Annotated in this window: 22 protein-coding genes and 3 tRNA genes; 18 read left to right on the top strand and 7 right to left on the bottom strand. The window is 41.9% G+C overall.

The annotated features are described in order from the left end of the window. Positions 1-60 precede the first annotated feature (60 nt). Positions 61-1,302 carry a polyhydroxyalkanoate depolymerase gene (locus KF820_02360; protein MBX3457191.1) on the top strand — a complete coding sequence of 414 codons (1,242 nt, stop codon included), beginning with the start codon at positions 61-63 and terminating at the stop codon, positions 1,300-1,302. A 51-nt stretch (positions 1,303-1,353) separates the two neighbouring features. Then, positions 1,354-1,503: a DNA gyrase inhibitor YacG gene (gene yacG / locus KF820_02355; protein MBX3457190.1), complete on the top strand. Its 150-nt coding sequence runs from the start codon at positions 1,354-1,356 to the stop codon at positions 1,501-1,503. Positions 1,504-1,757: 254 nt separating this feature from the next. Here the strand turns inward: yacG and secA are convergent, their stop codons facing one another. Then, the gene (secA, locus tag KF820_02350) at positions 1,758-4,490 is read right to left on the bottom strand and encodes a preprotein translocase subunit SecA (protein ID MBX3457189.1); all 2,733 of its coding nucleotides are present in this window, start codon (positions 4,488-4,490) and stop codon (positions 1,758-1,760) included. A 162-nt stretch (positions 4,491-4,652) separates the two neighbouring features. Between secA and KF820_02345 the strand changes: the two genes are divergently transcribed. Next, positions 4,653-5,531, top strand: a complete 879-nt coding sequence (locus tag KF820_02345) for a peptidyl-prolyl cis-trans isomerase (GenBank protein ID MBX3457188.1) — start codon at positions 4,653-4,655, stop codon at positions 5,529-5,531. A 173-nt stretch (positions 5,532-5,704) separates the two neighbouring features. Continuing rightward, positions 5,705-6,763, top strand: a complete 1,059-nt coding sequence (locus KF820_02340; GenBank protein MBX3457187.1) for a hypothetical protein — start codon at positions 5,705-5,707, stop codon at positions 6,761-6,763. A gap of 48 nt (positions 6,764-6,811) precedes the next feature. Here KF820_02340 and KF820_02335 read toward each other — a convergent pair whose 3' ends face one another. Beyond that, entirely contained in the window at positions 6,812-7,246 is a 435-nt protein-coding gene (locus KF820_02335) for a copper chaperone PCu(A)C (GenBank protein MBX3457186.1), read from the bottom strand. A 171-nt stretch (positions 7,247-7,417) separates the two neighbouring features. Here KF820_02335 and rapZ point away from each other — a divergent pair, with 171 nt between their 5' ends. Further along, positions 7,418-8,284, top strand: coding sequence for an RNase adapter RapZ (gene rapZ / locus KF820_02330; protein ID MBX3457185.1), 867 nt, complete (start codon positions 7,418-7,420; stop codon positions 8,282-8,284). Further along, complete coding sequence (locus KF820_02325; GenBank protein MBX3457184.1) at positions 8,281-9,282, top strand: asparaginase; 1,002 nt, start codon at positions 8,281-8,283, stop codon at positions 9,280-9,282. Before rapZ ends, KF820_02325 begins: the two co-directional genes overlap by 4 nt. A gap of 1 nt (position 9,283) precedes the next feature. On the opposite strand, the gene KF820_02320 is transcribed toward KF820_02325, so the two are convergent. From KF820_02320 to KF820_02310, 3 genes are read right to left on the bottom strand one after another with little or no spacing between them, the layout of a single operon-like run. After that, positions 9,284-9,850 carry a hypothetical protein gene (locus KF820_02320; GenBank protein ID MBX3457183.1) on the bottom strand — a complete coding sequence of 189 codons (567 nt, stop codon included), beginning with the start codon at positions 9,848-9,850 and terminating at the stop codon, positions 9,284-9,286. A gap of 58 nt (positions 9,851-9,908) precedes the next feature. After that, positions 9,909-11,033: a hypothetical protein gene (locus tag KF820_02315; GenBank protein MBX3457182.1), complete on the bottom strand. Its 1,125-nt coding sequence runs from the start codon at positions 11,031-11,033 to the stop codon at positions 9,909-9,911. Positions 11,034-11,042: 9 nt separating this feature from the next. Beyond that, on the bottom strand, positions 11,043-11,375 hold the full coding sequence (locus KF820_02310) for a divalent-cation tolerance protein CutA (protein MBX3457181.1): 333 nt from the start codon (positions 11,373-11,375) through the stop codon (positions 11,043-11,045). A gap of 73 nt (positions 11,376-11,448) precedes the next feature. Between KF820_02310 and KF820_02305 the strand changes: the two genes are divergently transcribed. Next, positions 11,449-11,658 carry a hypothetical protein gene (locus KF820_02305; protein ID MBX3457180.1) on the top strand — a complete coding sequence of 70 codons (210 nt, stop codon included), beginning with the start codon at positions 11,449-11,451 and terminating at the stop codon, positions 11,656-11,658. A 43-nt stretch (positions 11,659-11,701) separates the two neighbouring features. Here the strand turns inward: KF820_02305 and KF820_02300 are convergent, their stop codons facing one another. Then, complete coding sequence (locus KF820_02300; protein MBX3457179.1) at positions 11,702-12,328, bottom strand: outer membrane beta-barrel protein; 627 nt, start codon at positions 12,326-12,328, stop codon at positions 11,702-11,704. Positions 12,329-12,551: 223 nt separating this feature from the next. Between KF820_02300 and tssI the strand changes: the two genes are divergently transcribed. Both tssI and KF820_02290 read left to right on the top strand, forming a co-directional pair. After that, entirely contained in the window at positions 12,552-14,846 is a 2,295-nt protein-coding gene (gene tssI, locus KF820_02295; GenBank protein MBX3457178.1) for a type VI secretion system tip protein VgrG, read from the top strand. A 206-nt stretch (positions 14,847-15,052) separates the two neighbouring features. After that, positions 15,053-15,703, top strand: a complete 651-nt coding sequence (locus KF820_02290) for a toxin-antitoxin system YwqK family antitoxin (GenBank protein MBX3457177.1) — start codon at positions 15,053-15,055, stop codon at positions 15,701-15,703. A gap of 6 nt (positions 15,704-15,709) precedes the next feature. On the opposite strand, the gene KF820_02285 is transcribed toward KF820_02290, so the two are convergent. After that, positions 15,710-18,511: an ATP-binding protein gene (locus KF820_02285; protein MBX3457176.1), complete on the bottom strand. Its 2,802-nt coding sequence runs from the start codon at positions 18,509-18,511 to the stop codon at positions 15,710-15,712. A gap of 129 nt (positions 18,512-18,640) precedes the next feature. Between KF820_02285 and KF820_02280 the strand changes: the two genes are divergently transcribed. From KF820_02280 to nusG, 9 genes are all read left to right on the top strand, one after another. Further along, the gene (locus KF820_02280; GenBank protein ID MBX3457175.1) at positions 18,641-19,336 is read left to right on the top strand and encodes an iron-containing redox enzyme family protein; all 696 of its coding nucleotides are present in this window, start codon (positions 18,641-18,643) and stop codon (positions 19,334-19,336) included. Next, a complete protein-coding gene (locus KF820_02275; GenBank protein MBX3457174.1) occupies positions 19,329-20,576 on the top strand; it encodes a sensor histidine kinase in 1,248 nt (415 codons plus the stop codon). Before KF820_02280 ends, KF820_02275 begins: the two co-directional genes overlap by 8 nt. A 10-nt stretch (positions 20,577-20,586) precedes the next feature. Further along, the gene (locus KF820_02270) at positions 20,587-21,528 is read left to right on the top strand and encodes a response regulator (protein MBX3457173.1); all 942 of its coding nucleotides are present in this window, start codon (positions 20,587-20,589) and stop codon (positions 21,526-21,528) included. A gap of 74 nt (positions 21,529-21,602) precedes the next feature. Beyond that, positions 21,603-21,688: transfer RNA gene (locus tag KF820_02265), tRNA-Tyr, on the top strand. Positions 21,689-21,735: 47 nt separating this feature from the next. Further along, positions 21,736-21,809 (top strand) — tRNA-Gly (locus KF820_02260). A 40-nt stretch (positions 21,810-21,849) separates the two neighbouring features. Continuing rightward, complete coding sequence (tuf, locus tag KF820_02255) at positions 21,850-23,040, top strand: elongation factor Tu (GenBank protein ID MBX3457172.1); 1,191 nt, start codon at positions 21,850-21,852, stop codon at positions 23,038-23,040. A 110-nt stretch (positions 23,041-23,150) separates the two neighbouring features. Continuing rightward, positions 23,151-23,227: transfer RNA gene (locus tag KF820_02250), tRNA-Trp, on the top strand. A gap of 41 nt (positions 23,228-23,268) precedes the next feature. Beyond that, complete coding sequence (gene secE, locus KF820_02245) at positions 23,269-23,481, top strand: preprotein translocase subunit SecE (GenBank protein MBX3457171.1); 213 nt, start codon at positions 23,269-23,271, stop codon at positions 23,479-23,481. Between the two features lie 45 nt (positions 23,482-23,526). Further along, positions 23,527-24,057, top strand: a complete 531-nt coding sequence (nusG, locus tag KF820_02240; GenBank protein MBX3457170.1) for a transcription termination/antitermination protein NusG — start codon at positions 23,527-23,529, stop codon at positions 24,055-24,057. The last annotated feature ends 96 nt before the right edge of the window (positions 24,058-24,153 follow it).

The following is a 24,153-nucleotide window of genomic DNA, read 5'->3' as shown; positions in this document are numbered from 1 at the left end:
TACCCCTTCTTAACCCCTGTCCCTTTAGAATGAGTTTGATTCATATTTCGAGGGTGGCTTATGCTGTATCATTTAAATGAAATAAAAAACGCTGCGATGATGCCAGCAAAAGTCTGGTCAGATGCTATGGGATTGTTCGCATCTGCAATGCCGCAAGAGGCTGATGCGTATTCCTCAATCTTATCTGCAACATCTGAAATGATTGGTCGATCAACAATGGCGTTTGATCGGCCGGAATTTGGCTTGCAAAGTACAATTCGTAATGATGAAGTGCTTTCTATTGTTGAAAGAAACGTCCTTCATAAACCATTTTGTTCTTTGAAATTGTTTGAGCGCCATAATAAAAATGGCCGAGCGTATCAAAAAGATCCTAACGTGTTAATTTGTGCACCATTATCAGGACATTTTGCGACGCTGTTAAGGGATACAGTGCGCGGGATGCTACCCTATCATAATGTTTATGTTACTGATTGGGAAAATGCGCGGGATGTACCCTTAAAAGAAGGAAATTTCAATTTTCAGAATTATGTCGATTATTTGCTTGATTTTATGCGCTATTTGGGGCGGGATACCCATGTTATTGCGGTATGCCAACCCTCGGTTCCTGTATTAGCGGCAGTCTCTTTGCTGGCCGAGTACAATGAGCCAAGTCAGCCCAGAACCATGACTCTTATGGGAGGGCCGATTGATACACGCATTAATCCAGGCCCGGTTAATGATTTTTCAGAAGAGCATTCTATGCTGTGGTATAAAAACAATTTAATCACCAAAATCCCCTCTGGTTATGCGGGCTCGGGACGCGAAGTTTGTCCTGGTTTTTTGATTCTTCAAGGGTTTATGAGCTTAAATGTAAAACGTCATCGTGACGCCCATATGGAACTTTTTACTAAGTTGATTAAAGGCGATCGAGAAGGGGCCGATGCTCATAAACGATTTTACGATGAATATAGAGCAGTCCTTGATATGCCGGGTGATTATTATTTGGATAGTATTCGCATTGCTTTTAAGGATCATCTGTTGCCCAAGGGATTATTAAATTGGCGTGGCTATCTCGTGAGACCAGATAAGATTAAGAAAACAGCGTTAATGACTGTTGAAGGTGAACTTGATGAGATTTCATGTCCGGGGCAAACACTTGCAGCTCATGGGTTGTGTTCTAATTTGCCGGACAGTTTACGTAGTCATTATGTTCAAGTTGGTACAGGACATTATGGTATTTTCAACGGAAGACGGTGGCGTGAAGAAATTCAGCCTCTGATTCATTGCTTTATAAGGGAACACAATGGGACAAAGTTGTTTTGATGGCGGTTATCTGGTACCGTAGAAAATATTTATCTGAGGTACTATATCGAAATGTCTTGTCCTATCTGTCAAAAACCATCTGCTCCTGAATACTCGCCATTTTGTTCCAAACACTGCAAAAACATAGATTTATTGAAGTGGTTAAATGAAGACTATAAAGTGCCTGCTGAACCAGTGGTTTTGGATGAAGAAGAATCATAACCCATTCTTTGACCTTATGTCTTACCCGTCCCTTTAGAGGGACTAGGCATTGCTTCTCAATTTTCAGTGTCTTTTTCTTGTGATATATCACGTTCACGTTGTTGTTGTTTGCGTTTTCTAAGGTTCTCGCGCAGGGCTTCGGCCATGCGGCGGGCTTTTTCTTCTTTTGTTAGTTTTTCGCTCATGATACTAAATTTATCGTTGTTTTAAAGGGTGATGCCCTATTCCTAAGGACGGGGCATCACTATAAAGGCTTACTCTGTAGCTTCTATCGCACCGTGACAGTGCTTGAATTTCTTGCCAGACCCACAAGGACAAGCTGCATTACGCTGGACGCGTCCCCATGAGTCTTGATCATCGCCATCAGTTGCTTTGCGAGACCGTTTTTGCTGTTTTATATCAACGATTTCGGCATCGGTCATTTGAGGCTCACCCGACCAATCCGGGGTTTGTTCTTCCAGTCCCGAGAAATCTGGTTCCGGATTAAGCAATTGCTCAAGAATATTGACGTCTGGGACATCAATTTCGAAATGCGCCAAAGATCCAATTGTTTCTTCACGCAACGCATCTAGCATGCCCTGAAATAGGACGAAAGCTTCACGTTTGTATTCATTCAATGGATTGCCTTGAGCGTAAGCGCGTAAGTTAATTCCTTGACGCAGTTGATCGAGCGTGAGTAAGTGGTCCTTCCAGCATTTATCAAGAAGACGTAAAACCATGTTGGTTTCCGCCGCTCGCATCATGGCTGCCCCATATTTCTCTTCTTTTGCAGCCATATGCTTTTTTGCTGCACTGATAATACGATTGATAATTTCAAGTTCTGCAATACCTTCTTCATTTGCCCAAATTTTAGCGTCAATAGTGATACCAAATACACGATGGATTTCAGATGCCAGACCTTCTAGATCCCATTGCTCCATCAGTGAATCATGGGGAATATGACGGTGGACAATCGCTTCAACAACATCACCGCGCATGTCTTCAATCATTTCAGAAATATCGTGACTTTGCATGAGTTCGCGGCGTTGTTCATAAATGATTTTTCGTTGATCATTCATAACATCGTCATAGCGGAGCAAATGTTTGCGGATATCAAAGTTGCGTGCTTCCACTTTTTGTTGTGCGCGTTCTAAGGCTTTGCTAATCCAGGCATGAGAAATAGCTTCTCCTTCTTGTACCCCAAGACGGCGTAGCATTTGGTCTAGGCGATCGGACCCGAAAATGCGCATTAAGTCGTCTTGTAATGAAATATAGAACTTGGATTCTCCCGGATCACCTTGACGACCGGAACGACCCCTTAACTGATTGTCAATGCGCCGGCTTTCATGACGTTCTGTTCCAATGACATATAGACCGCCTGCGGCCTTGACTTGTTCTTCAAGTTCCTTGATTTCTTTTGTGGCTGTATCAATGACTTTTTTGATTTCTTTTTCGTCCGTCAAGCCGTGAATTTCACGGGCAATACGCGCTTCGAGGTTCCCGCCGAGTTTAATGTCTGTACCACGACCAGCCATGTTAGTTGCGAGAGTCACTGAACCCGGCGCACCGGCATCGGCGATAATGCCAGCTTCTTGTTCGTGATAGCGCGCGTTCAAGACTTGGTGTTTGATCTTCTGAGTCGTCAGTAATTTAGATATCATTTCTGATTTTTCAATACTGGTTGTCCCGACAAGGACAGGTTGGCCACGATCTTGGCATTCCTTGATTTGCTTAATCATGGCGTTATATTTTTCGGTGGCTGTCAGGTAAACTTCGTCATCGTTATCTTTTCTTGCAATCGGGCGATTGGTTGGGATCACAACGGTGCGTAGTTTGTAAATTTCTTCGAATTCGGGTGCTTCAGTTTCTGCGGTTCCGGTCATGCCTGATAGTTTTGGATACATGCGGAAGAAATTTTGGTATGTGATGGAAGCCAGAGTTTGATTTTCCATCTCAATGGTAACACCTTCTTTGGCCTCAAGTGCTTGGTGTAGACCTTCAGAATAACGGCGACCTTCCATCATACGCCCCGTGAATTCATCAATAATAATGACTTTGTCATTTTTGACAATGTAGTCGACGTCACGGGTAAAGAGAACATGAGCTTTCAAGGCTTGGTTAACGTGGTGGACAACACTAATGTTGTGGATGTCATAGAGTGTTTCACCTTGGATCAGATTTTCCTCACGCAGCAGTTCTTCGATTTTCTCTATCCCGGCGTCATTCAACGTGACACTGCGTTGCTTTTCGTCTTTTTCATAGTGTTCCGGCGATAGCTTTGGAATAATCAAATTGATGCTGCGGTATAAGTCAGATGAATCTTCGGCTGCACCGGAAATGATTAACGGCGTGCGCGCTTCGTCAATCATGATGCTGTCAACTTCGTCAACGATAGCATAGTTGAATGGACGCATAACCATATCATCAATGCGGAATTTCATATTATCACGTAGGTAGTCAAAACCAAACTCATGATTGGTTCCATAAGTCACATCACTGTCATAGGATTCACGGCGTTGGGTGTCTGACATGCCGTGAACGATACAACCAACAGAAAGGCCAAGATAGTTGTAAAGTTTTCCATTCCACGCAGAGTCACGGGATGCTAGGTAATCGTTAACGGTCACAACGTGGACACCTTTGCCTGTTAGCGCGTTAAGATAGACAGGTAAAGTTGCAACCAACGTTTTCCCTTCACCCGTACGCATTTCCGTAATCATACCGTTGTGTAGAACGATTCCACCGACCATCTGGACGTCAAAATGTCGCATGCCGAGGGTGCGTTTAGATGCTTCGCGGACAGTGGCAAAGGCTTCGGGTAAAATGTCATCTAGAGTTTCACCGTTGATAAGACGATCTTTAAATCTTTGAGTCTGAGCTTTTAGTTCGTCATCAGACATGGTCTCATAGGTTGATTCTAGGTCGTTAATTTTTTCAACTACTTTTAGATATTTTTTAACCACGCGGTCATTGGCGGATCCAAAAATTTTTGAGAGCAAAGAAACTATCATTTACAATTTAACCTTTATGTTTTATGCCAGAACCATATTAATCTTTGAAACTGACTCTTGCTTGTCGTATTATATCTAGTGTAGATCTAAATTAAAAAAGACTCAATGATTTGCTTTGTCTTTTTAAATATGAATAGCAATTTTTCGAAAGGAATGGAAATGTTAAAGTTTTCCCGCCTCGCACTTATTACACTCTCTTTGGGTGTTTCAATGCAAGCAATGGCTGAAACTAAAGATTCAACAGTGGTCGCTAAGGTTGATATCGATGGTAAGAAAAAAGAAATTACTGTTGGTGAATTGAAGCGTCGTATGAAAGCTTTGCCACCACAATTGCAAGGCGAATCCATGGACAAAATTTTTGATCCGTTAGTTCAAAGCTCAGTTGATATGGCGATTGTGACTCATTTGGCTAAGAAAGCTGGTCTAGACAAGGATGAAGAAGTCAAGGCGCGTATTGCTGACTGTGAAGAAGCGATGTTGCAAAAAGCATGGTTGGACAAGGAAATTGGTAAACTTCAAACAGATGCTGAATTGAAAAAGGCTTATGAAGAATTAATTAAAGTTATGCCTGATATGGATGAAGTCAGTTTCTACCAAGCAATTTTCCGCGATAAGAAAAAAGCAGAAGAATTCATTAAACTTGTCAAAGCAAAATCTGGTGATTTTGATAAAGCTTTGAAAGAAGGTCAGGCAAAAGATGCTGACCTAAAGGGCGGAAAAGCTGATTATGTTAAAGTTCCTGAATTGCCGCCAGCACTTGGTTCTGCTCTTGAAGGCAAAAAAGGTGGTGTTTTGGTTGACAAGCCAGTCGAAGAAAAGCTTGGAAAAGAATCTGTTTTCTTCGTTGTTAAAACAATTGATCGTCGTGCAGCCAAAAAACCAACGTTTGACGAAGCTAAGTCCGACCTTAAAGGTTTGACAATGCCGAAGTATGCTCAAGAAGTTATCGAAAAGGCTCGTAAAGACTTCAAAATTGAGAAGTTTGATATGGACGGTAAACCAGTTGCTTCTGAACCGAAAGCGGCGCCAGCTGCCTAAGATTCTTTGGTAACGTCATAAAAACCCAGCTTTAAGCTGGGTTTTTTATTGAGAATAGAGCGTGTTATTCTTAATGTTTTCTATTTCTAGGTGCAAAAAACTATTCTACGCTTTATTATTGACAAAATAATTCTGGTCATTACTTGATGGATCGTTATTGGAGATTGTCTAAGATGTTTCTGTATCAATTGTTTGCTTTTTTTATTGCTAGTTTAATTTGTGAGTTGTATGCGGCTGACAACTCCGATCCCGGAACACCTAGTGATAATGGTTCTTTGACTATCCCTTTATATGAGACTCACGTTTCTTCTGCAAGTTCGATTTCTGCTCTTGTTCCTTTGGTGAACGCTCATATAAGTCAAGGGATGGACCCTCGCAAAATATGGGTTGTTTTAGACGTCGATGGAACGTTGACTCGTCTTGCGGACCCAACTAAGGATACAGGAGTTGTCGAAGAACGTGGCTCCTCACGTTCTGTGGTAAATTATTTATGGAAAACAGGAGTCCATCTAATCTTTTCAAGTGCTTGGCCATCATATCAGATCAATCCAAAAATTGGCTTTGCCGAAACGATGCAGCGTTTGTTAAAATTAAATTTTGGCATTGATGGGGTGATTGGGGATGGTGCTAGTTTTTCTAAGGGACGCTCAGTTGTTAATGGTGTATCTTTTGACTTTCTAAAAGATGGTGCTGTTGTTTCTGTTCATCGAGCATTCACATATGATCCTTATTCTCGCGCAAAAGCATTGGCGCCGCATTTTTATGACCCAGAGCAAGCTTCAGAGATGGAAGTTCTGTTGTTTGCAGATGATAGTGTTGGGTCTCGCTCTAATACAGGCATTTTTCAGAATGATTTGCGTTTGGTTCGACCTTACCCTAATTTAAAAACTTTGTATGTTGTTGGGATTGATAATAAGTATACCTATACAGAGCCTCAGGACGTTGTTGAAAAGCTTAATGGTTATGTGCCATTTGACGGGATCCTATCGAGTGTAGACTATAAAATTAAAGAAGAAAATGAAGATATACCTTCCTCAAATTTTATTTGCCATTTTTTGAGTGATGACGATTTGAGTGATGAGGAGTCTGGAAAGAGAAGCCGAGGCGAGTTTTTTCTGGATGATGATAGTTATTCTGGTTTAGGGCGTGGAAAGAAAATTGTTCGAGAAGAAGATAGCTTTCTGGGGGGTGAAGTTAACGATCTTGTCCCTGGTGGATCTCATTCTAAATAATAAAAGCGTGAATTTAATATTCACGCTATAGCTAATTGCTTTATCTTGTTATGCGGGCACCTTGACAGTATAGTCGACGTCCACAGCACCTGCTTTTTCAAAATTTAGGCGGATTTTAATAGTTTCACCCTCTTTGAGATCCTGTTTTAGTCCCATTAACATGACATGCAGGCTGCCGGGTTTGAAAACAACTTCGCCATTTTTAATTTCAACATTTGTCACAGGGCGCATTTTCATAATGCCATTTTCATGAATGTGATCGTGAAGCTCTGTTGATGTTGCCAATTCACATTCAGCATTAAGAAGCGTATCAGTTGCTTTTTTACAGGGGAGTTTAACGGACATGTAGACGCCTGTATTTCTACCTTTTTGGGCAGGGCGAATAATGGGGTTCTCGATGGAAACTTTGGGCGCTGTGTCGTTACAGCAATCAGCAAGAGCTATGCTTGTTAAAAAAGTGGATAGTAAAATTGTTTTTAGCATGATTTCCTCCGTAGGTTATTCTCTTTTATACCTTAGGATGTACATGAAATAAACCGTGACATAGTGCCCCATATGTTTGGTCATTTTAAACCAAATATTAAATTGATCGCGACTATTATAATATTCATGTTATATTGGTCGTAAAATTCCAGTGAGAGAGACAGGTTTTTAATGTCCGATAAGAACACACTGCCGGATCTAATATTTGTAACGGGCATGTCTGGTGCCGGTCGATCAACAGCGCTTAAGGTCTTTGAAGACCTTGGATATACAATTATCGATAATCTCCCTCAATGTTTGCTTGTGGGGTTAATTGATGGTCTTAAAAACCAAAGGATTTCATTACCTCTAGTTTTAGGGATGGATGTGCGTGCTATTGGTGCAGAAGTAGAGAGTTTCTTGGAAATTGTTGATGATTTGCGTGGCTTTTATGAGGTTAGGCTTTTATATTTAGGCTGTCAGAATGACATTTTAATGAAGCGGTATAACGTATCACGGCATCGTCATCCTTATGGCGTAAAATCACTGGCTGAAGGAATCCAAGAAGAACGAGAGCGTTTAAGTCCGATTAAATCTGCAGCAGACCATGTAATTGACACATCTGTTCTTTCTGTTGTGACATTGGGGCGTGTCTTAAAAAATATCTTTGGTCGCCCGACGTCTCCTCAATTGCAGATTCGAATCATGTCATTTTCTTATCGCCGTGGTATTCCGCCCGAAGCTGATATGGTTTTAGATGCAAGATTTCTTGACAACCCGCATTACGAGGAACATTTGCAGCCATTAACGGGAAGGGACGATCCTGTAGCAAAATTTTTAACTCATGACAAATCATGGAGTGGTGTTTTTAGCTCTATCAAAAATATGCTTTTGCCAACATTAACAGGGTTCAAAAATTCAGGGCGTAGTTATCTAACAATTGCCTGCGGTTGTACTGGGGGCCAGCATCGATCCGTTTTTATGGCTGAACAAATTGCCTTATATCTGAAAGATCTGGGCGAGACTGTTTTTATAGAACATCGGGAGATTGACGCATGACAGGCAATGTTAATAATCCTATATTAGCTCAAACACGCCGTGGCGATTTGATCGAAAACCATTACCGCGGTGCCTATGTGGTTGTCGATACAGATGGTGATGTTTTGGCTGCAGCAGGCAATTTTCAATCGATTATCTATGCACGGTCTTCCTTAAAACCGATCAATGTCTTGGCCATGATCACAAGTGGTGCAGCTGATGCTTTATCTGTGACCGATCAAGAAATTACCTTGGCTTGTGCATCTCATAGCGGTGAGGATATTCATGTAAATTTAGTGCGAGAGTGGTTGGGGCGTCTTGGGTTATCTTATCACGACCTTGAGTGTGGCATTCATGCGCCTATGGGAAAGAGCGCTAATAAGGCACTGCGGGCGGCAGGACAGAATCCAACGACATTTCATAATGCGTGTTCCGGTAAGCATGCCGGTTTTATGACGTTGGCTAAATATATGGGATATCCGATCAAGGGTTATAGTCAGATGGGCAGCACAACCCAAGACCATGTCATGTCAGTTGCCGCTGAAATTTTGGGGATTGATAAAGACACAGCACCACGAGGAGTTGATGGGTGCTGTATTCCAATGATGGGTATGACGATGCTTGCTTTGGCTAAGGGAATGGCTCGCTTAGCCAGCCCTGTGGGGTTGTCGGATAACTTGAGGCTTGCCTGTGAGCGTGTAACACGGTCAGTACAAACGTATCCCGAACTTATTGCTGGATCAGGACGATTTTGTACGGATGTAATCTCATTAACTGGGGGTGAGGTTCTTGTGAAAATGGGCGCAGATGGTGTCTTTGTCGGTTGGATTCCCTCTAAAAAATGGGGGATTGGTCTTAAGATTGATGATGGTAATCTTAAGGCGGCCGAAGTTGCTATGGCAGCTTTGTTAAAACAACTCAAGCTTATTTCTAATCCTGAGTTGCTCGACCATTGGATTAACCAGCCTATTCACACCTGGACACGGGACATCGTCGGGCAATTTGAGAGTGGGGTATGATCTAATCTACCCCATACCGGTAAGCAGCAGCGTAGCGAAGGCGCTCTTCAGCAGGACTGGAAGCTGCTCGCCAAAGTTTTAAAACCGCGCTTCGTGCATCAATGGGCCCCCCGTAAATTTGCTGCAGATACCCAAATTTTTCTTGCTCAACGGACAAGGCTAACTCCATAACCCCAGACAATATGCCATAGTTTTGGAATGCGTTAGCAACAACAGGATTTTCCATGTGGGTATTGATTAAATGAAATGTTGTGACGAATGTTTCTGGTGTTTGGCGGATCAATTCATCAGCTGCTGATCTAAAGAGTGGATCTTTCAAGGCTGTTTGAAAGGCTGATCGAACTTGTCCTTGCATGTTCCAGCGTTGTTCGATGCGATCAATAACCTGATCAGCCAATATTTCAATCCATGTTGTTCCTCCACCTTGCATATCAAGCCCGTCTGTCATCCAGCTATACCGTGATGCTTGTAATGCATCCAAGGAATCGCGTTCTGAAGGTATAGCAGCAAACGACGAGGTTGATAAAAGTGCCGAAAATAGTGCTGAATAAATTAGATTTCTATACATTATTGCCTCCATCATATTTATGGTTCCGCAATAATACATATAGTTTAAAAAGTTAAAATCAAGTTAACGGCGCAGGATAGTATACATTTTCTGGGGGTTGGTTCAGCTCTTTTTGTAGGTCAAGTAAAATGAGGCCAAGATAAGAGCTTGCCGGAATCAGTCCTTTTGATCTTAATGTCCTAAGGGCTGTTGGTATATGGACGGGGATATTATATTTTCTTGAGGCTTGCTTCATATAATCTCGGGCTAAATCAAGGTATGTTGGGTAATTGTCACTTTTTTGTGCTTGAGCTGTATCAAAAACATAGGTGTGATCAGTCGTTGTATGTAAACTGTCTAGTATGCCCTCATCATTTTCGGGAGTGTCTGGTTGTGCGTATTCAAAAATGGACCTAGACGGGGTTGTTATCGATTGTTTAAGAGCAAAATGTCCGCGGTAAGAAACGTTTAGGTTGGATGATTGGTTGAAATTAAGGATAAAGCGAATTGCGTGGGGAACTTGTGTTAATGGGCCTGCGTCTGATAGATTCTGTTTAAATCTAGGGGTGCAATTTGCCGGGTTTAATGTGTGCCCTTCAGATTTGCTTTTATCGTCGTAATGAATTGTAAATGTGATTCTCTCAGGATCAATATAATGGCTTTCCGGGTTTGGAAAAGACTCATTCAAGCTATGGCGACCGTCGATGTTCGGGGTATCTTTCTTAAGGGTTCCGATGTGCTGCAGGTTATAGAAAAAACTTACCTTTTTAACTGTATCAGGCCAATGATATGCATTAAATTCAGCGCTAAACCTCATTGTTGATAAGGGGGTCTTATAGAAACTATTTCCGTGTGTTGTTATGGCAAAATAGCCAGTGCTTTGATCACCGGTGATTTTATAAAAACAAATATATCGGCCGATATAAGGGGTAAAATCTAATGGGAATGGGCTCTTTATTGCCAAATCTGTTGAAATAAATTGCGGTGGAAAATCCGGTAGCATGCTTGTTGAAAATGATGTTCCGCGTGCATCACCCAGTGTCCCGCAAATTAAAGACCACAGACGTCCGTCAGCGGTTTGTTGATCATCGCCCATGACGAGTGACTCAAATAAAATTTTGGGGCTTGGGGACTGTGGTGGTTGAGGAGGCTCAATTGCTGATGCTCGTGATAAAACCTGGAGTAATACGAAAAGGATAGTCATCTGCATTTTTTAATTTGGTCCGAAATTGCGGACGGCTGACTCAATGTATTCTACAAATTCAGGCGATGATGTTGCGTCCCATTCAAGAATGGCCGGTAGATCATAGGGGTGGTTGTCTTTCAACCACTCTTTTAAAAGGTTTATTTTATCAGTGGTTGTTTTAAAGATAAGATAACATTCCGTCCCCTTCATGATTTTGCCATCCTTGGCATAAATGGACATACACCCCGGGATAATATTCACACAAGTTGCTAGTTTATCTTCAATTGATTTTGCTGCAATGGGTTCAGCCACGTTTAATGACGTTACTGTTGTGTATAGAATTGATATTTTTGTTGTCATCATTTTTTCCGTTATCTATATAGACTTTTTTTATTTTTGACATATTTGTTTTCTTAAGTCTAGGAGTATGCAAATGCTACCATTTATTTTTGCTGTGTCGATCGTTAATGTCTGTCCTGTTGATAAGCCTTTGGAATGTTGTGTTACATGTCAGGCGCATTATTTTGTTTGTAAAGATAGAAGTGATAGTTTAAGCGAGGAATTAGGGTGCCTACGTCAAAAAAATAAATGTCAGGGTGAATGTCCAGTTGATTATGATGATGAGGAGACTGCTCCAGAATAAAAAAACCTCCCAGTCGGGAGGTTTTTCTCGAAACTGATTCAGATTAGAACTTGTATGCAAGACCTAAACGAACAGATTGTGTGTGAACGCGGTCTGCGTCAAATGTAACGCTTGCAGGAACTGCGCGCTTAAATGTACGACCTAAGTCATAGGTCCATTCCATGCGACCAACCCAGTTGCGTGCGATTGATGTTTCAACACCAAGACCTGGAACAAAGCTAAAGCGTGATTTTGAGTCGGATAGACGAGCAACATTCGCGCTCAATTTCATGCGGTTCCAGTCAGCGCCTAAGCGGATATATCCTACTGTTGCGGGAGTAAACTTGTAGCCAACGCGGAAGGCTAAGTTGAAGGAATGGTCAATTTTGAACTTACCACTGACAGCTGGTGATGCTGTGTTAAAGCGGAAGCTTGAGTTTTCAAATTGATACCCCATTTCACCGGCATAGTACATGCAGCCAGATGCAATCCCATAACCGAGATACATACCAACACCAGCGCGGTTACGACCCATGTCGATTTTGTTTGTGTTTGTTCCATCTGTGATGGTTACATCACTTGACAAGAATGCCATTGCAGCATTGGCACCAAGATATAGACCACTTCCGATTTCAGCATTTGCACCGGAAATTGCTGTTGCTGCAATAAGTGCTAAAGCAAATTTTTTCATTTTACTCTCTCCTAAAAAATTAGGTTGGGGACTTTTTCCCTCAACGTTTCACAATCACAGAATAGTTTTATTGGTTTATCAGACTCAATCAAAACAATCTATCTAAAATTATTTTAAAATCAAGTGTGACGCTAATGGCACACATTTTTACATAATTTGTCGATATTTTTATTGAGTATTTGTGTGTATCGAGTGAAAATAAATGAGGTCAATAGGGGGAAATATGTATATCAAGCACTCTGATCTTAACTTAACAGTCACGACACCATTAGGTCCGGATACGCTGATTATTGATAAGTTAAGATGTGTTGAGGGCATTTCGATGCCGTTTGAAATCCATCTCGAGATGCACTCCAAAAAACTTGATTTAGCTCTTGATGATCTTGTTGGTAAAGAAATTAAAGTTGCATTCAAATATGGCTCAGAAACGCGGTATTTTGCAGGGATTGTTGGTGAGGTCTCGCAAGGCTTTACCGTCGATATTGATAATGCGGGAAATAATGTTGAATTAACAAAGTACTATGCAACGTTATACCCAAAATTTTGGGTATTAAAATTCAGCCAAGATCATCAAATCTTTCAAGAAAAATCTGCTATGGATATTGTTAATGATCTTTTGGGACAATATGGGGTTACAAAGAAAAAAGATCAAACCTCGTCCTGTGGGCAATCGCCATATGAATATTGTGTCCAGTACAGAGAAAGTTATTTCGATTTCATTTCTCGTCTCTTTGAGGCAGAAGGTATTTCCTATTACTTTGACCATTCTGCCAGTGGTGAAGAAATGGTTATTTGTGATGATTCATCAACAGCTGAGACTGCTTATTCTGCATTGCCAATGACGCCTTTTAGTGACCGTGATCCTTGGTATGATGAAATTCAATTTTTGCGTTATGCTAAACAAGTCGTCAGTAAAAAATTTCAAACAGCAGATTATAACTTTGAGACGGCGTCGACGAAATTGCTGAGCAATGCCTCAGGAGAAGGTGAAGGCTTAGAGGTTTATCGATTCCCCGGATATTATCCTGACGGGGGAACGGGTGATGGTTACTCAACAAATCGGATTCAAGAATTAGAGTGGCGCAAAGAAATGATATCCGGGCAGTCTTCCGCACCGTTATTAGCGCCGATGAAAACATTTACGGTTACAAACCATCCTCGGGATGATTTGAATAAGGACTATATTGTTTATAAGGTTACCCATGAAATAAATTTACTCGCAACAGGGGAGGAGCGTCTTTACTCCAATACATTTGAAGCATTTCCGGCAGATGTTCCTTTTAGAGCGCCAATTATTACGCCCAAACCGACGATTGCCTCAACCCAGACGGCCAGAGTTACAGGGAAGTCAGGTGAGGAAATTTGGTGTGATGAGTATGGGCGTATTAAAGTTAAATTTCACTGGGATCAAAAGGGCAGTGACGATGAAAAAAGCTCTTGCTGGATTCGCGTTGCACAACTTTGGGCTGGCAGTGGTTGGGGGGGATTATGGACACCGCGAATTGGTATGGAAGTGGTTGTTACCTTTCTTGAAGGAGACCCAGACCGCCCGTTGGTAACGGGCTGCGTCTATAATAGTGATAATATGCCGCCTTATGCTAAAGACGAGCCAACAAAGAGTACGATCCTATCTAATACAACCAAAGGTGGCGGCGGTAATAATGAGTTCCGGTTCGAGGATAAGAAAGACGAAGAGGAAATTTATATTCATGCCCAAAAAGACATGAATACGGTTGTTGAAGATAATCGAACTCTTAAGATTAATGATGGCGATGATACGTCAGACATTATGGTGGGTGATCGTACGGTGACTTTACATGGCGAGACTGCTAAAAAGGATAAAGAATCCGGTAAAGGGATTGGTAGTGACACGTTGACTTTAAATAAGGGTTGCCGTCTTGTTGAGCTTAAAGCAGAGGGTGATAAACAAGGTGACCATACGCTTAAGATGACGAAGGGTGATAATACAATTGAAATAACTAAAGGAAATATGGTTACTCAGTTGGATGAAGGCAATAAGTCAATAACTCTGACTAAGGGGGATATGGAAATCACCTTAACTCAAGGGAGTATGACCACTAAATTAGATCAGGGAGACCAAACATTAAATGTTGTTGGAAAGCGTAATATTACTGTTGTTGAAGCTGAATCTCATGAAAATAGTGCTAACTTTTCGCATACGGTTACAGGAGACTATGAATTAACAGTTTCAGGGGCTTTGACTATTAAAGTAACAGGTGCTCTTTCTATATCAACAGATGATGACCTAGAGTTAAAGGCTGGCGGGGATATGAAATTGACAGCTGATGGCGATATTAAGCTTCAATCGACAGGAGATACAAAAATTGATGCAACGGGTGATTTTACAGGAGACGGGAATGAAGTTAAATTAACGGGGCAAACAAAAGGTAAATTTGACGGTGGTCCTGATATGGAAGTCACAGGAAATGGTAAAGTTAAGATCGGTAGTTCAAGTACGTTGACACAGGTTAAGGGGAGTATGGTTCAGATCAACTAAGCGCAAATCTCAGAAATAGTCCTACGGCGAATTTTACGAAACTTCGGCTTTGCGCACGTACTATATGTACGCTTACGCAGCCTCGTTCGTAAATTCATCCGCATTACTTATTTCTGAGATTTGCTGGGGAACTAACGACTAGACCTCATATATTTTCACCTTTCTCCTTGAGGGGGAACACAAAGCATCATAATTAGGAATATTTTATGACAGAAGCAAAACCGAAAGATGGTATAATAGAAAAACACGACGAGAAAAAAGGCTTTCTTATTAAACGCTCAACCCTTAAGGACGGAAAACTCGAGGGAGCCTGCCAAACTTTTTATCCCGACGGTAAAGTTGAAAAAGACATGAATTTTAAGTCAGCTAAACTTGATGGGCCTTATAAAGCTTATGATGGTGACGGGCACATCGAATTAGAGCAAACTTACAAGATGGGGGTTTTAGAAGGCTCTTCTAAAATGTATAAAAAGGGCGCCATTTTTGTGGAGTCTAATTATGTTGATGGCCTACAAGATGGTACAACAACAATCTATTATCCGAATGGTAAAGATGTAAATGCAACAACTCAAATGAAGGCTGGTAAGAAACATGGAGATATGAAGGTTTATGCCCCCAATGGGACGATGACTAAAAAATCATTTTATCAAGTTGATTTGTTGCAAGGAGATTCATTTAGCTATTTCCCTGATACCGGAGCGGTTGCTATCCATGAGAAATATAAAGATGATAAATTGCAAGGGGATACGATCAAATATTTTCCAAATGGTGTGATTGCTGAAATTGCAACCTTTGACCAAGGTAAGCCTGTGCGTAAACCTCGGAAGTTTAAGCCTAATGGGGCAGAGGTTGCATAATATATGTTACCTCATTACTTCATCAAGTGCTTTGAAATAGCCACACTCTTTCCATAGATGACGGTTGCCGACAACATAGAGTGCTTCTTTGGCGCGAGTCACAGCAACGTTAACAAGGTTGGGATTTTGCCCGGCCCAAAGGCGGGCTCTTGCTTGCTCTGGATCTTGGGCGCCCAAGACAAAGACGATGGCTTCTGCTTCGCGACCTTGGACTGTATGAACTGTTCCTACATGATCATAAAGCCACCGCCGAGGGTTTTCAACCCACCCATTTAAAATGCCACTGGTGTGCAATCGTTCTCGGATTTTGTTTTGAACCATAGTAAATGGGGTGACGACGTACAGGTCGGGTGCGCAGTGATTTTGGCGTAAATGATATAAAATTTTGAGAACGACTTCCCCTTCTAAGGGGGCCCATTTTTCATCCCACTCACTTTCAACATGAATCCAACGCGATTCACCAATAATGGTTTTAAGTCGTGATACAGATGGCGTTTTTGCCTGTACCATCAAGTTGCCATAGGCCACGCGGTTGGATATATCGAACATGGGGTTGCTGCAGCGTCGATGCACTAATAGCGGAAGTCCGACTTTGCGTTTTGACTCCCCTAATGTTGACCCGATAGGCGAGATCTTGTCAGCCAAACTTTGAGCAGATGCAAAAGGAGGGGCATATTGTTGATCGTCCACGTTAAAGCGTTTGCAGATGGCAGAGGTCAATGTGTCAGGCAGAGGCATGACGGGTTCAATCTGTAGGGGGTCGCCTACAACGATGGCTCGATGGCTGCGCATTAAGGCACCCACAGCCGCTTGTGGAAGAGATTGCCCTGCCTCATCAATAAGTAACCATCCGATGCAGGGAGAGTCAATACGAGGGAACATACGAGACAAAGAGGCAAAGGTCGTTGAGATAACCGGAATGAGTAAGAACAAGGTTGACCACAAATCAGGGATGAGCTTGTCAGCGGCTTCTGAGCCAAGGGACGATGATCCGAAATCACTGAACAGAATGCCAATGTTATTCAACATAGCTTCCGGTGCGGCATCGATAAAGGCTTTGTGAACGGCCATGGCATGCTCAAAAACGCATGTGCGTTTGCGCGCTAAACTCTTATCAACCCAGGGTGTGGTAAGGTGGATTTTCTCCTGAGAGTTCTTGAGGTACTCTAGCGTTATCTGTTGACCGGAATATTTTTTTAAGAGAGGTTCAATTTGTTTGGCATGTTGAACAGGGTCTTGATTAACAAGTTCACATAGCGTTTGTAATTCTTGAAGCGCCTCATCGACTTGACCTAATGATTTTAGAAAAGTTTGCCGTGCTTTATCCCATTTTGCTTGGGCATTCTTTTTACCAATGGGATAGGACTCATCCGGAAAATGGTCAGTAACATCGGCCCCCTTTTTACGGAATCCACGAACGGTATAGAGATAGTTGCGAAATCCTGTCTTTTTGTCCGCCCAGAAATTGCGCCGAAACTGATAACGGTTGTTGCGATTGCCCAAAGGAATGGCTATCAATCCCCATGTGTCTTTTTCTAATGTCGTATCTGCAAATGATTTGAAGTATGATGCTGTGCTGAATGTGTCTATGGCTGTTCTAGCGGGAAGTTCTGCCGTTATGTTTTCAACGGCTTTATTGTTGGATGATGTTACGAGGATTTCAAAACCTTTAAGCCGTTGGTCTAGTTTAAAGGGGCTATAGGATGTTCCTGTTACGGTTTTCTCAAATGACGTCTCGATAAAGGCATCGGCTGGGGTATCAAAATCACACATGACACGAGCACGTTCCGTGATGATGGCTGCGATAATATCCCTTAACAGTGTTGTCTTGCCGGTCCCCGGCGGGCCATTTACTGATAACAGTCCGGGGTTATCTTTCAAGTCTAGGGCCATATTCACAGCTGCTTGCTGTAATAAGTTTAAGGTGTGTCCGCCCGGATGAGGCCAAGCGCCTGGGGGAATATAGGTAGGAGCTAATGAGTTCACAAGAGCTGCTGGACTGCTTAAGAGACACCTCTGTTTTATGGGGGACTGAGAAAGGTATGTCTCTGCCAATTTTGGGAGGTTTTCATCTGTTATGAGTTCTTTTGCTAGCTGCAAATCATCCATATAGAATGAATTTAATAAAAGAGGTTCAGGGGAATCTGGCTGAAAAGTTTTGCCATTAGGCAGTGGTGGGCGCACATACTGTAGGGACTTAACTGTGAAATAAGGCGCTTGCGTCATGTCTGATGACAGGCGGAGTGACTCAAGTAAAACCGCATATGTATTTTGAATGTCTTGGTGCGTTACATAGAGTTGGTGGGGCTCTGTTGGGGGTGTTTCATCTTGATCTTGATTTTTATCAAGGGCAGCATAGATTTTTGCTTTGAGGGCTGCTTCGACTGTTGTCCAGTCGCCTAGCTTATCAAGTTTTCCTTTGAGGGCCATAGGAAGCGCCCAAGCAAAGCTAGAGATATAAATAGGATCTTCATCAATCAGACGTCCTGTTTGATCGAGGGTCAATGTTGCTATGATGGCATGACCGCGAACTGGGCGACGTTCAGGATTTGAATCTGTATAGACTTTGTGCAAAGCTGACATGGCATGGGGAAGGTTGATAGTTCCAAGAACCACTTGAAAAAAAGGGGCATGATTATCGATTGTGCTTTGATAGCGAGGCTCCCATGGTAGAGCTTCTTTTGTTATCTGAAGGGCTTGTTTTTTGTCTCCTAGAGCAAGGTCTTCCGGGCGTAAAAACGCTTGAGGTGAGAGAACTTCAAGAGCCGTCCACATATCAAGGATATTTTTTTTGAGATCGTTAGTCATTGATTTTAATGTGGAAAAGGTTTTCTGTCAGTCTTACATGAAATAACGCATAAGATAAAGATTTAAAATTACAGTTAGAGTGTTTATATTAACAGCGAAATAATAACTTATAACATAAAGAGGGATATAATGTTAGCAAGGCAAATGCAATACGGGGGTGTTGTGGACTTTATGGCTGAATGGGAAGCAGCTTATGGGGATGAAATAAAAAAGATCGCAATTTTTAATCCTGAAATTACATCAAAATGGACGAAAGCCCAGATTGAAAAATTTGTTCGAATTTTTTATCATGCGCGTGGACACTTTCATGAGTTTTTGTGGTATTTGGGAAATCATGCCGAAAACCGCGAAGTCAAAAGGATCGTTATTGATAATATTGCTGAGGAGTTTAACGGAGGTGCTGCTTCTCATGAACAAATGTATATTGAGTTTGCTAAAAGCCATGATGTTGATTTGACCGATGAATATGTCGAGGGCAAAACCTACGTGCCAGAGATTCAAGACTTTAACAAGGGTCATTTGCGTTGGTTGGCCAGCCATTCTGCAGAACATGGTTTTGCGGCATTTTCTGCCTATGAACGATTGGATAATGTTGACTATGGTTCTTTGGCTGTTTTAGCTGAGTCATTTGGAACATCACGCAAAGGATTGATCTTTTTTAATGTTCATTTAAAAGCGCAACATTTTGAGACAACAGAAGGGTATTTGAATGAGATTTGGGAAAAGAATTCCGATCTTGTTAGGGAATCCTTTAACTTTATCACCTATCATCAACTAAAGATGTGGAGATCTCTCTCAGCGTTGATAGAAAGAGCAAATGGATAAATTTTGGCTTATACGCCTAAAAGAGAAACTATTTAGTGTGGATATTTCGCAGCCTATGATGCGGTTCTTCGGGATTGTTATGGCTGTGAACTATCCCCTTTACTGGGTTGCTTGGAATCCTACTTTGAGTTATCAGGGTGCTGAACTTGATATTGCTATGCGATTATTGGCAACAGTTTTATGTTTGGGTCTTGTATTTTCAAAGTTCTTTTTTCGGCCTGAGACCAAGGTGCTATCGATTTATTGGTTAGGTACAGTCATATACTGTTTACCGTTCTTTTTTTCTTTTATGACACTGGTTAACCATGCTTCGGCTGTGTGGTTGATGAATCTCATATCAGCCGTATTTTTTGTGTTTTTACTTTTTGATGCTGGCGTTGCATTGGCTGTTCTGATCAGTGGGAGTGTTTTTGCCTATCTGATTTATTTCCTTCTATATCCGTCATTTGTTGTTGAATTAGGGGAAATAACTTTATTTGATTTTTTTATGACGTTGCTCGCGACTGTTGTCATTGGGAGTTTGTTTTCTTATAAAAAGGGTATAATTGTGCACGAAAAGCTCACGTCTTTGCGGGGTTTAGCTGCAACAGTGGCTCATGAAATGCGTACGCCCTTAGCTGTTATCAACCTTGAGGCAGGGTGGTTGCGCAGTAAGCTGCAGCAACCTGAATTAACTAAGGAAGATATAAATGCTGTGAACGATTGCCCGAATCGGTTGATGGCAACGACCAATAATGCCTTGGTTGTTATTGATATGTTGTTGGCAAATTTGAAAGTGACACCCCCGGGTGAAGGCTCTCTTTTGTTAATACAAACTATTCTTCGTCAATCTTTTGAGACGTATCCGTTGTCTGCTCAAGAATCCGATAAAATAAATATTGCTGACTTTTCGGATTTTGAGTTTTATGGGGATCCTGATTTGATAAGGCATGTCTTTTACAATCTTATTAAGAACGCGCTTTATTTTATAAAAGCTGCTCGTAAAGGTGAAATTTATGTGTGGGTAACCCAGACTAAAAAGTATAATATTATTCATTTTAAAGATACGGCCAAAGGGGTTCCGTCTGAAGAATTACCTTACTTATTTAATCGTTTTTATAGTAAGCGAAAGTATGGAACGGGGTTAGGCTTAGCTTTTTGTCGTCGCGTTATGTTAGATTTGGGTGGAAAAATTACCTGTAAGTCTGTTATGAATGAATATACTGAATTTATGCTTTACTTTCCAATAGTTAAGTCGTGAGGAAACGCTGATGACCAAAGTAATCCCAATGAAATATAAAACTCAAATCATTCTGGTTGATGATGATCAGGTGATTTTGGATGTCTTGAGTAAACAAATCGCTGACCTTGGGTACCGCGTTCAGACTTTTTCTGCTGCAACGGATGCTTTGGAGTGGATTAATAATAATCAGGACCAACCTTTGTTTGAGCCATGGATGGTTCAGGACGAAGAGACTGCTCTTTCAGCAAATTTGCACGAAATTTATCGTGAGATTTCCAATGAGAATCGACACGAACGGGTTTCTATTGTCATTACAGATTATGATATGCCTGATATGGATGGTTTGACGTTGTTGCGCAAAATTCGCTCACCAAATTTGCACAAAATACTCCTGACGGGGATTGCGGATGAAAGTTTGGCTGTTAAGGCCTTTAATCGTGGCGAAATTAATAGTTATGTCAAAAAACATGACCCAGAGATTTATGATCGTATAGAGGAAGTACTCGAACTTGGGGCTCATCAATACTTTGAGCGAGAATCTTCTGTATTTATGCACGTTATTGGGCATAGTTTGTATGGTCAAGCATTGAAGTATCCAGAATTTGCTGATTTTCTAGAGCGAGTTCTGGATGAATATGATATCAATGAATACTACCTTCTTGATTCAATTGGATCTTATTTGTTGAAAGATCAAGAAGGTCAATATCATGTCTTGTACGTGTTTAACCAGGAATTGTTGGATTGTCAGGCTGATGATTTGGAGTCGGAATTTGGCTTAAACTCAGAACTTAATGCTGAGATCCAGCAGATACGGGCCTATCAAAAAGCGTTGTGTACCCATCCTTGTGTTGATGCCGGGGATAATGACTTGGATAAAACGCGTGAACTTATTCGTACGATTGAGCCACTCGTATTAGGGGCGGATGAATTTTTCTACAGAGTCGTACCGGTTACAAAATTGGTAGATTAAAAAAATCGTTAAATTCAAAAAACTGTGTTGACATCACAGGGGTAAATCCAGTACATAATTGAAAGTATGAACCGGGAGGGATGGCCGAGCGGTCAAAGGCAGCAGACTGTAAATCTGCCGACGTATGTCTACGTAGGTTCGAATCCTACTCCCTCCACCATCCTGGTTGATTTCATAAATCAGTAGTGGTAAAGTTCAACTAGTTATGCGGGTGTAGCTTAGTGGTAAAGCCCCAGCCTTCCAAGCTGGTTATGAGGGTTCGATTCCCTTCACCCGCTCCAATTTTTTTAATGAGCAAGTTCATCACAGGGTGTATAAGTTATGACAAAGGCAAAGTTCGAAAGAAATAAGCCGCACTGCAATATCGGAACCATTGGTCACGTTGATCATGGTAAAACCTCATTGACAGCGGCAATCACAAAAGTTCTCGCAGAAACAGGCGGAGCAACATTCACAGCGTACGATCAAATCGACAAGGCTCCTGAAGAGCGCGCTCGCGGTATTACAATTTCTACCGCGCACGTTGAATACGAAACAACAAACCGCCACTATGCCCACGTTGACTGCCCAGGACACGCTGACTATGTTAAGAACATGATCACCGGTGCGGCACAGATGGACGGAGCAATCTTGGTTGTTTCTTCTGCTGATGGCCCGATGCCACAAACACGTGAACACATCCTTTTGGCACGTCAGGTTGGTGTTCCTGCTCTTGTTGTCTTTATGAACAAAGTTGACATGGTTGATGATGCTGAGCTTCTTGATCTTGTTGAGCTTGAAGTTCGTGAATTGCTCTCTTCTTATGATTTTCCGGGTGATGACATTCCTGTTGTTCGTGGTTCAGCTCTATGCGCCTTGGAAGACAAGCAACCAGAAATCGGTCGCGATGCGATTCTTAAATTGATGGCAGAAGTCGATCGTTACATTCCGCAACCTGAACGTCCAAAAGATCGTCCGTTCTTGATGCCAATCGAAGACGTATTCTCAATTTCCGGTCGTGGTACCGTTGTGACAGGTCGTGTAGAACGCGGTGTTGTTAAGGTTGGTGAGGAAATCGAAATCGTTGGTCTGAAGGACACAGTTAAGACAACCTGTACAGGTGTTGAAATGTTCCGTAAGCTATTGGATCAAGGTGAAGCTGGTGATAACGTTGGTGTTCTATTGCGTGGTACAAAGCGTGAAGATGTTGAACGCGGTCAAGTTTTGGCAGCGCCTGGTACAATTACACCACACACAAACTTCGAAGCCGAAGCATACATCTTGACAAAAGAAGAAGGTGGTCGCCATACTCCGTTCTTTACGAACTATCGCCCACAATTCTATTTCCGTACAACCGACGTAACTGGAACAGTTCAATTGCCAGCAGGCGTTGAAATGGTTATGCCTGGTGACAACATTCGCATGGACGTTGAGCTCATTGCCCCGATCGCGATGGACGAAGGTCTACGTTTCGCGATTCGTGAAGGTGGCCGCACAGTTGGTGCCGGTGTTGTTTCTAAGATCGTAAAATAATTTTTGTGATCGTGCGGTGGCGGATTCGTCCGTTGCCGCTTTTTTTTCTGTGGACAGGGCGTGAAATATGCGCTATATATTCTAAGAATATAGATTGTCTATAGACGTGCAGGAGTGTAGCTCAATTGGCTAGAGCGTCGGTCTCCAAAACCGAAGGTTGGGGGTTCGAGACCCTCCACTCCTGCCATTTTTTTTATGTTATTGCGATACAAGGTTTGAGTGTCAGACATGAGTACAGATAAAAGTTTTGTTCAACAAACTAGAGAGTTTTTTCCAGAAGTTAAGCAAGAAGCAAAACGTGTAACTTGGCCATCCTGGAATGAAACAAAACTGACAACATTGTTTGTCTTTATTTTTGCGGTGATTGCTGCGATTTATTTTGCTGTTATTGACTCAATCGCTTATCGCGTTGTTAATTTTTTGATCGGTATCACCGGATAACGGTTTTTTTGATGATTGCGTAATGCAGTGTCTAGAGGATAGATAATGGCTCTTCGTTGGTATGTTGTAAACGTTTATTCTGGCTTTGAAAAGAAGGTTGCTCAAACATTGCGTGAGCAAGCAGAGAAGAAAGGCTTGCAAGACTATTTTGGTGATATTCTTGTGCCGTCTGAAGAAGTTGTTGAAATTCGTCGTGGAGCAAAGGTTTCTGTCGAAAAAAATTATTTTCCAGGATATGTGTTAGCTAAGATTGATTTGAATGATGAATCTTGGCATCTTGTGCGCAATACACCAAAAGTATCAGGATTTCTTGGGGCAAAGGGGAAACCGATGCCGATTTCCGAAGCTGAAGTTAATCGTATTATGAAGCAGGTTCAAGATTCAGCAGAGCGTCCACGTCATGCTGTTGATTTTGAGATTGGTGAGCAAATTAAGGTTTGCGATGGACCCTTTTCATCCTTTAGTGGGGTGGTTGAGGAAGTGGATAACGAAAAGGCCCGCCTCAAGGTGTCTGTCATGATTTTTGGGCGTCCAACCCCCGTCGAACTGGAATTTAACCAGGTCGAAAAGCAATAGTTGGATTTACCCGCCCCGTGCGGGTTTTGTAGTGTGTGGGAGATAGAGCCTCTATCGCACCACAGACTCAGGATAAACAAGAATATAACTGAGGTT

The sequence above is a fragment of the Candidatus Paracaedibacteraceae bacterium genome, from assembly GCA_019636055.1.
Lineage (GTDB): Bacteria > Pseudomonadota > Alphaproteobacteria > Paracaedibacterales > Paracaedibacteraceae > Paracaedibacter.
Note: the sequence above shows the minus strand (reverse complement) of the source record. Positions and strands in the feature narration are given on the sequence as shown.